At 74.2% G+C, this 9047-nt stretch carries 5 protein-coding genes and 1 pseudogene; all 6 read right to left on the minus strand.

Features of this window, described 5'->3' with window-relative positions; all coding sequences use genetic code 11:
* Positions 1 to 195: hypothetical protein (locus tag GT030_RS30625; RefSeq protein WP_202460761.1), on the minus strand; the 195-nt coding region annotated here is incomplete at its 3' end.
* A gap of 311 nt (positions 196 to 506) precedes the next feature.
* On the minus strand, positions 507 to 2267 hold the full coding sequence (locus GT030_RS30630; RefSeq protein WP_161203872.1) for an ABC transporter ATP-binding protein: 1761 nt from the start codon (positions 2265 to 2267) through the stop codon (positions 507 to 509).
* Positions 2264 to 3976: an ABC transporter ATP-binding protein gene (locus GT030_RS30635; protein ID WP_161203873.1), complete on the minus strand. Its 1713-nt coding sequence runs from the start codon at positions 3974 to 3976 to the stop codon at positions 2264 to 2266. Before GT030_RS30635 ends, GT030_RS30630 begins: the two co-directional genes overlap by 4 nt.
* Before the next feature lie 22 nt (positions 3977 to 3998).
* Positions 3999 to 5864 carry an ABC transporter ATP-binding protein gene (locus GT030_RS30640; RefSeq protein WP_161203874.1) on the minus strand — a complete coding sequence of 622 codons (1866 nt, stop codon included), beginning with the start codon at positions 5862 to 5864 and terminating at the stop codon, positions 3999 to 4001.
* A complete protein-coding gene (locus tag GT030_RS30645; protein ID WP_161203875.1) occupies positions 5861 to 7663 on the minus strand; it encodes an ABC transporter ATP-binding protein in 1803 nt (600 codons plus the stop codon). The genes GT030_RS30640 and GT030_RS30645 overlap by 4 nt, the downstream gene beginning before the upstream one ends.
* 64 nt (positions 7664 to 7727) lie before the next feature.
* Positions 7728 to 9047 (minus strand): annotated as a pseudogene (locus GT030_RS30650) (glycogen debranching enzyme GlgX); the annotation flags it as partial.

Consider the following 9047-nt stretch of genomic DNA (forward strand, 5'->3'; position numbering starts at 1 on the left):
GGCGGCGGTGAGGCGTACGGAGCTGTGGGCGGGGTTCGCCCTGCCCGGCCGGGGCTCGGCCGGAGCCGCGGTCGCCGCGCCGGACTGGACGGCGGCGGCGATGAGCGCGGCGACACCGGCCAGGGCGACGGTGGCGGTGCGGTGGCGTGCGGAGATGCGTCTGCGGGCGGGGTTGCTGCGGGGGCTGCTGCTCAACACTGACTCCTTCTGCGTGGCCGCCGGTCGCGCGGCCCAGGGAGACCGGACGGTGGGATGGGGCGTCCGGGGCAGAACAGGGCGGTGCGTGTTTTCGCGTGCGGGCGCGGGGTGGCGCGGGACGCGTGAGCGCTGTGCGGTCGCTGTGAGTCGGTCGTGGGAAGAGTGACAGGGGAGCGGGGGGCCTGTCAGGAGCGCATCGGGAAGTTGGCCGGAAGGTGCGCCTTCCGTACCAACTCCCTTTTATTGCAGGCGTATTGAGCAGTGTTGAGCAGGTGTGCCGACGGCCCTCAGGTCGTGCCGGCCTGCCTTCAGCCCGCGCCGCCGTCCCCGTGCCAGGTGCGCCACAGCGCCGCGTAGGCGCCGTCCGCCGCCACCAGTTCGTCGTGCGTGCCCAGTTCGGTGACGAGGCCGTCCTCCATCACCGCGACCCGGTCCGCGTCGTGCGCGGTGTGCAGCCGGTGCGCGATGGCGATCACCGTGCGGCCCGCGAGCACCGCCGCCAGACCCCGCTCGGTGTGCCGGGCGGTGGCCGGGTCGAGCAGGGCGGTCGCCTCGTCCAGGATCAGCGTGTGCGGGTCGGCCAGCACCACGCGGGCCAGCGCGAGCTGCTGAGCCTGGGAACCGTCGGTCACCCGGCCGCCCTGGCCGAGCCCGGTGTCCAGCCCCTCGGGCAGCTCCCGCACCCAGCCGTCGGCGCCCACGGCCACCAGCGACCGCCACAACTCCTCGTCCGTGGCGCCGGGTTCGGCGATCAGCAGGTTGTCCCGCACCGAGCCGAGGAACACATGGTGCTCCTGGGTCACCAGCACCACCTGGCGGCGCAGCCGCGCGGGCTCCAGCTCCGCCACCGGGACCCCGCCCACCATGACCGAGCCGGAGGCGGGCGCGTCGATACCGGCCAGCAGCCGGCTCAGCGTGGTCTTGCCCGCACCGGACGCGCCCACCACCGCCAGCCGCTCACCGGGCCGGACCGTCAGGTCCACCCCGCGCAGCACCTCCCCGCCCCGCTCGTACGCGTACCGCACCCCGCGCACCTCGATCCGGTCGTCCGCCGGAGTCCGCGCGGTGTCCACCGGAGCGCGCGGTGCCTCGGCGATGCCCTCCACACGGGCGAACGAGGTCTCGCTGGCCTGGAGTTGCTCCAGCCGCATCAGCACCATGTCCAGCGGATCGGTGAACTGCCGCATGTACAGCGCCCCGGCCACCACCGCCCCCAGACCGATCAGGCCGCGCCCGTGCAGCCAGCCCCCGACCAGCAGCACTCCGGCCACCGGGATCGTGTACGAGATCTCGACCGACGGGAAGAACACCGTCCGCAGGCCCAGCGTGCGGTACCGGCTGCGGCGGGAGACCTCCAGCGCCTCCCGGCTCGCCGCCGTACGCGCCTTCTCCAGCCGGAACGCCTCCACCGTGCGGGCGCCCGCCGCCGTGGCCGCCACGATCTCCGCGACCGCCGAGGTCGCCGCGCCCTCGGCCAGATAGGCGTCCCGCGCCCGCCGCAGGTACCAGCGCACCGCCAGCCACACCGGGGTCAGCCCCAGCAGCCCGAACAGGCCCAGCCACGGGCTGAGCGCGAACACCGCACCGAGCACGAACAGCGCCTGCACCGCGTACACCAGCAGCTCCGGGCCGATGTCCCGCAGCGTGGTGCCGACCGTCGCCACGTCCGCCGTGCCGCGCGCCGTCAGGTCGCCCGTGCCGGCCCGCTCGACCACCGAAGCGGGCAGCCCCAGCAGCCGTTCGACGAACGTCTCGCGCACCCGCGCCAGCGTCCGCTCCCCGAACCGGTGCGCCACGTACCGCGCCCAGCGGGCCAGCACCAGCTGGGCCAGTGCGCACAGCAGAATCCACAGCGCGAGCCGGTCCACCGCGCCGGCCCCGCGCCCGGCCCGGACCTCGTCCACGATCCGGCCGACCAGCCAGGGGCCCACGATGCCCGCACCGGCCGCCAGCGCGTTCAGGGACAGGGCGGCCGAGAAGGCCCGCCCGTCGGCACGGACCAGCCGGGCGGCGGCCCGCCGTACCGTGCGCCGGTCCGCGACCGGCAGCGCTCCCGTGTCCGTCGTCACCGCGAGACCTCCCCGTCACCCAAGTCCCTCGCCACCAGCGCCCGGTAGCCCTTCTCCCGGTCCAGCAGCAGCCGGTGCGGACCGCTCGCGGCCACCTTGCCGTCGACCAGGAACAGCACCGTGTCCGCCACGTCCAGCAGCAGCGGCGAGGTCGACGTCACCAGCGTCGTACGGCCCTCCCGCGCCTCGCGCAGCCGGTGCGCGACCGCCGACTCGGTGTGCGCGTCCAGCGCCGAGGTCGGCTCCACGGCGAGCAGCACCTCGGGGTCGGCCAGCAGCGCCCGCGCCAGCCGGACCCGCTGCCGCTGGCCCCCGGAGAGGCTGCGGCCCTGCCCGGACACCACCGTCTCCAGCCCGTCGGGCAGGCCCCGTACGACATCCTCGGCGACCGCCGCCCGCACCGCCCGGCGCACCGCCGCCTCGTCCGCAGGGCGGCCGGCGGACACCGTCTCCAGCAGCGGGCCGGCGAACAGGCCGGCCTCGTTGTCCGCGACCAGCACCCGCGCGCGCACCTCGGCCAGCGGCACCGCGTCCAGGCGTACACCGCCCCACAGCGCGTCGGTCGGCCCGTACCGGCCGAGGCGGTCCACCACGGCGGTGGTGTCGGCGGAGCGGGCCGCGACCAGGGCGGTCAGCCGGCCCGGCGCCACCCGCACGCCCGAGGCGGGGTCGTGCAGCTCGGCCGGGTGCTGGGGGGCGGTCAGCGTGCCGTCGTCCGGTTCGGGCTCCAGCCGGAGCAGGGCCACCACGCGGCGGGCGGCCACCACCGCGCGGTTCAGGTCGTAGTTCATCTCCACGAAGAACGCGACCGGGCCGATCAGCACCGCCGCGTACCCGTACACCGAGACCAGCTCGCCCACCGTGATCGCGCCCTGGGCGGCCAGCCGGGCCGCCAGCCAGGTCACCGCGGCCAGGAACAGCGTCGGCAGGCCGAGACCGAGCGCCTGCACCCAGCTCGTCACCGCGCCCACCCGGTAGCCCTGCTCCCGCAGCCGCGCGGAGTCCCGCGCGAAGGCGTCCGCGAACAGCGACTTGCCGCCGAGTCCGCCCAGGACCCGCAGGCCCCCCGCGAGGTCGCCGATGCGGGCCGTGAGGATGCCCTGGCGCTCCCGGTACTCGGTCTCGGTGCCCTGGAGGCGGCGGGTCAGCGGGCCGGTGAGCAGCGCGATGACCGGCACACCCAGCAGCACCACGGCGGCCACCGAGCCGGAGATGGTGAGGAGCTGGGCGGCCACCACCGAGTAGACGACGACCGAGCCGACGCCCGGCCCCATCACGGTCAGCGCCTGCGCGAGGGTCTGCACATCGCCCACCCCGACGGTGACGACCTCACCGGCCCCCACCCGGCGCGGCAGGGCGGCACCCAGCCTGGCCGCGTGCTCCACCACCAGCTTCACCGTGCGGAAGTTGGCGTCCATCCGCACCCGCGTCATGGTGCGGTGCCGCATGATGCTCAGCCACGCGCACCCCACCCCGGCCGCGAACATCGCGCCGGTCCAGGCCGCCAGCACCCCGAGCCTGCCCGGCACCAGCCCGTCGTCCACCGCCCGCGAGAGGAGGTAGGGCTGGGCCGCCATCAGTACCAGCCAGGCCGAGCCGAACACCGCGCCGGCCAGCGAGCGCCCCGGCTGGCGCAGCGCCAGCCACCACAGATAGCGCCAGCCGCCGCGCGTATCAGGTATGCCGGGATCTCCGTACGCGTCGATCATCCTGCCCCCGTTCCACCGGCCGTCACTGAGCCAGACTGTCCCGCCACGCCTTGTGCAGCTCGGAGAACCTACCGGAACCGGCGATCAGCCGGTCCGGGCGCCCGTCCTCGACGATCCGGCCGTGCTCCATCACCAGCACCCGGTCGGCGATCTCCACCGTGGACAGCCGGTGCGCGATCACCACCGCCGTACGGCCGCGGAGCACGGTCGTCATCGCCCGCTGCACCGCCCGCTCGCCGGGCACGTCCAGCGAGCTGGTCGCCTCGTCCAGGATCAGCACCGCCGGGTCCGCGAGCAACGCCCGCGCGAAGGCCACCAGTTGACGCTGACCTGCGGAGATTCGGCCGCCGCGCTTGCGGACGTCGGTGTCGTAGCCGTCGGGCAGCGCGCTGATGAACTCGTGGGCGCCGATGGCCTTCGCCGCGTGCTCGATCTCCTCCCGCGTGGCCTCGGGCCGGCCGATGGCGATGTTGTCCGCGACCGTGCCGGAGAACAGGAACGCCTCCTGGGTCACCATCACCACCCCGCGCCGCAGTTCGGGCAGCGCCAGCTCGCGCAGGTCCACCCCGTCGAGCAGGACGGCGCCCTCGGTCGGGTCGTAGAACCGGGCCAGCAGCTTGGCCAGCGTCGACTTGCCCGCGCCCGTGGAGCCGACCACGGCGACGGTCTGCCCGGCCGGCAGCGTCAGGTCGAAGCGGGGCAGCACCTCGCCGCCGGTGCGATAGGCGAACCGCGCCCCGTCGAAGACGACCCCGCGGCCGGGGAAGTCGCTCTTCAGCGGCGGGAGTTCGCGGGACTCGGCGGGCTCCGGCACGGACGGGACCTGGGCCAGCAGACCGGCGATCTTCTCCAGCGAGGCGGCCGCCGACTGGTAGGAGTTCAGGAACATCCCCAGCCGGTCGATCGGGTCGTACAGCCGCCGCAGATACAGCACCGCCGCCGCCAGCACACCGAGGGCCAGGGTGTCGGAGGCCACCCGGTAGGCGCCCCACAGCACGATCCCGGCGACCGCCGTGTTGGCGACCAGCCGGGAGCCGACCACGTACCGCGCCATCTCCAGCAGCGAGTCGCCGTTGCTGCGCTCGTGGTGCCGGTTGAGCGTGGCGAACTCGGCGTCGTTGGCGGCCTCGCGGCGGAAGGCGCGCACCGGCCGGATGCCGTTCATCGTCTCGACGAACTTCACGATCAGCGCCGCGATCGCCGTGGAACGGGCGGCGAACACCTTCTGCGCGCGCCGCTGATAGCCCCGCACCAGCAGGTACAGCGGCACGAACGAGGCGACCGCGACCGCGCCGAGGCCCAGGTCGAGCCAGAGCAGCAGGGCGGAGATGTACACGAACGACAGCACGACCGTGACCAGCTCCTGGAGCCCCTCGTCGAGGAGTTCGCGCAGCGCCTCCACGTCCGTGGTGGAGCGGGAGATCAGCCGGCCGGAGGTGTAGCGCTCGTGGAAGTCGACGCTGAGCGCCTGCGCGTGCCGGAAGATCCGGCCGCGCAGGTCCAGCAGCACGTCCTGGTTGACCCACGCGGACGCCCGGATGAAGGCGTACTGCAGCCCGCCGGAGGCCAGCGCGCACAGCGCGTACCCCGCCGCCACGGCGAGCAGTGGCCCGTGGTCGTGCCGGCGCACGGCCGGTACGGCGCTGTCGATGGCGTACGCCACCAGCAGCGGGCCGGTCTGCGCCGCCGCCTGCTGGAGCAGCAGCAGGAGCACGGTGAGCGCGACGCGGGCCCTGCGCGGGGCGAGCAGCGAGCGCAGCAGGGCGGCCGTGGCGCCGGGCGGGGTGGGCAGGAGGTCCCGGTCGAAGGGGTCGCCGGAGTCCTGCCCGCGTTCCGGTCCTGGCAGGTCGTCGTCCGTGGTGGGGGCGGCGGACGTCGTGGTGGTCATCGGGAATCCTCGGGTTCCTCGGGAGCCTCGCGCGGGCCGCCGGACATCAGATGGGCGTACTCGGCGTTGGTGCGCAGCAGTTCGTGATGGGTGCCCACGGCGGTGATCCGGCCGTCGGAGAGCAGGGCGACCCGGTCGGCCAGCAGCACCGTGGAGGGGCGGTGGGCCACGATCAGCGCGGTGGTGTCGGCCAGCACCCGGCGCAGCGCCGCCTCCACGGCCGCCTCGGTGTGCACGTCGAGCGCGGACAGCGGGTCGTCCAGCACCAGGAACTCCGGCCGGCCGGCCACCGCGCGGGCCAGCGCGAGCCGCTGCCGCTGGCCGCCGGACAGGCTGAGGCCCTGTTCGCCGACCCGCGTGTCCGGGCCCTCGGGCAGGGCATGTGCGAAGTCGGCGTGCGCCACGGCGAGCGCCCGGTCCAGCTCCTCCCGGCCCGCGTTCTCCCCGGCGCCCATGAGGACGTTCTCCGCCACGCTGGTGGAGAACAGGGTGGGCTCCTCGAAGGCGACGGCGACCCGGGCGCGCAGTTCCTCGCGGGGCAGCGCGGTGACGTCCACGCCGTTGAGGGTGATGCGGCCCGAGGTGGCGTCGTGCAGCCGGGGGACCAGCGACGTCAGGGTGGTCTTGCCGCTGCCGGTCGCGCCGACGAGTGCCATCGACTCGCCGGGACGGATGTGCAGGTCGACCCCGTCCAGCACCGGGCGGGCGTCGGGGGCCGCGTCGGCATGGCGGAAACCCACGCCCTCGAAGCGGAGGCCGCGTTCGCCGGGCTCGGGGGCCGCAGGGGTGCGCGTCTCCGCGTCGCCCTCGGGCCGCTCGTCCAGCACCTCGAAGTACCGTTCCGTGGCCGTCGCCGCCTCCTGGCACATCGCCAGCAGGAAGCCGATGGACTCCACCGGCCAGCGCAGCGCCAGCGCCGTGCTGAGGAACGCGACCAGCGTGCCGGCCGACAGGGCGCCGTCCGCCACCCGCAGCACGCCCAGCACGAGCGCGGCCCCGATCGCCACCTCCGGCAGCGCCACGATGACCGCCCAGATGACGGCCAGCAGCCGCGCCTTGCCGACCTCGGTGTCCCGCAGCATCAGCGCCGTACGGCGGAACGCGCGCGCCTGGCTGCGGTGGCGCCCGAAGCCCTTGACGACCCGGATGCCGAGCACGCTCTCCTCGACCAGCGTGGTCAGGTCGCCGACCTGGTCCTGCGCCTGCCGGGCCGCGTGCGCGTACCGCTGCTCCACGACCACGCAGACCCACAGCAGCGGCACGGCGGGACCGAGCACGACCAGGCCGAGCACCCAGTCCTGCACCAGCATGATCCCTACCCCCACGACGATCGTCACGCCGTTGACCAGCAGGAAGGTCAGCGGGAAGGCGAGGAACATCCGCACCAGCATCAGATCGCCGGTGCCCCGCGACAGCAACTGGCCCGAGGGCCAGCGGTCGTGGAAGGCCACCGGGAGCCGCTGGAGCCGCCCGTAGAGGTCGGCGCGCATGCCCGCCTCCACACTCGCCAGCGGACGGGCCACCAGCCAGCGCCTGATGCCGAACAGCAGCGCCTCGGCCACCCCGATCAGCAGCAGGTACAGCGCGCCCAGCCAGACCCCGGCGGGATCGCGCGCGGCCACCGGGCCGTCGACCATCCACTTCAGGACGAGCGGGATCACCAGACCGAGACAGGAGGCGACGACCGCGATGGCGGCGGCCGCGAACCAGCGTGCGCGCACCGGGCGTACGTAGGGCCACAGCCGCAGCAGGGTGCGGGCGGCGGAGCGGCGCCGGGCGGGGGGAGAGTTGGTGGACACCGGGGTCAGCGTACGGACCGGCCCCCGTCCCGCCCACCGAGTTTTCCGGCCCCTTGGCACCTCCTCAGACGACCCGCAGCAGCAGCACCGTCCGCGCCGGCACGGTGATGTCGGTGTCCGCGTCGAGGACCGTGCCGGGCGCCCGGAGCTGCTCCTCGCCCGAGGTGTCCACCACCACCTCGTACCCCGTCGCCCAGGGTGCGCCCGGAAGGGTGAAGCCGGTCGGCTCGTGCCCGGCGTGCAGCACGGCGAGGAAGCTGTCGTCCACCACCGCCGCGCCCCGCTCGTCCCGCCCCGGAATGTCCCGGCCGGACAGATACATGCCAAGCGTGGCGGCGGGTGCGTACCAGTCCCGCTCGGTCATCTCCGTGCCCCGCGCGGTGAACCAGGCCAGGTCTCTGAGGCCGTCCGCCGAGTGCGCGCGGCCGGAGAAGAAGGCGCGGCGGCGCAGCACCGGGTGCTCGTGGCGCAGCGCGATCAGCCGGCAGGTCAGGTCGAACAGGGGCCGCCAGTCCGGGTCGTCCAGCAGCGACCAGTCCAGCCAGCTCAGTTCGCCGTCCTGGCAGTAGGCGTTGTTGTTGCCGCGCTGGGTGCGGCCCAGCTCGTCGCCGGCGACCAGCATCGGCACCCCGGTGGACAGCAGCAGCGTGGTCAGCAGGTTCCGCAACTGCCGTCTGCGCAGGGCCCGTATGCCCTCGTCGTCCGTCTCGCCTTCGGCGCCGCAGTTCCAGGAGCGGTTGTCGTCGGTGCCGTCCCGGTTGTCCTCGCCGTTCGCCTCGTTGTGCTTGCCGTGGTACGAGACCAGGTCGCGCAGGGTGAAACCGTCGTGCGCGGTGACGAAGTTGACCGAGGCGTAGGGGCGGCGGCCGCCCCAGGCGTACAGGTCGCTGGAGCCGGACAGCCGGTAGCCCATCTCGCGGACGTCGGGCAGCGCGTGCCGCCAGAAGTCGCGCACCGTGTCGCGGTAGCGGTCGTTCCACTCCGTCCACAGCGGGGGGAAGGCGCCCACCTGGTAGCCGCCGGAGCCGATGTCCCACGGTTCGGCGATCAGCTTCACCCGGCGCAGCACCGGGTCCTGGGCGATGACGGCCAGAAAGGGCGACAGCATGTCGACGTCGTGCATCGAGCGGGCCAGCGCCGCCGCCAGGTCGAAGCGGAAGCCGTCCACGCCCATCTCGGTGACCCAGTAGCGCAGCGAGTCCGTGATCAGCCGGAGCACCTGGGGCTGGACCACGTGCAGGGTGTTTCCGCAGCCGGTGTAGTCGGCGTACCGGCGGGCGTCGGGCTGGAGGCGGTAGTAGCCCCGGTTGTCGATGCCCTTCAGGGAGAGGGTGGGCCCGAGTTCGCCCGCCTCGGCGGTGTGGTTGTAGACCACGTCGAGGAT

Source organism: Streptomyces sp. SID1328 (genome assembly GCF_009865595.1).
Lineage (GTDB): Bacteria > Actinomycetota > Actinomycetes > Streptomycetales > Streptomycetaceae > Streptomyces > Streptomyces griseoluteus.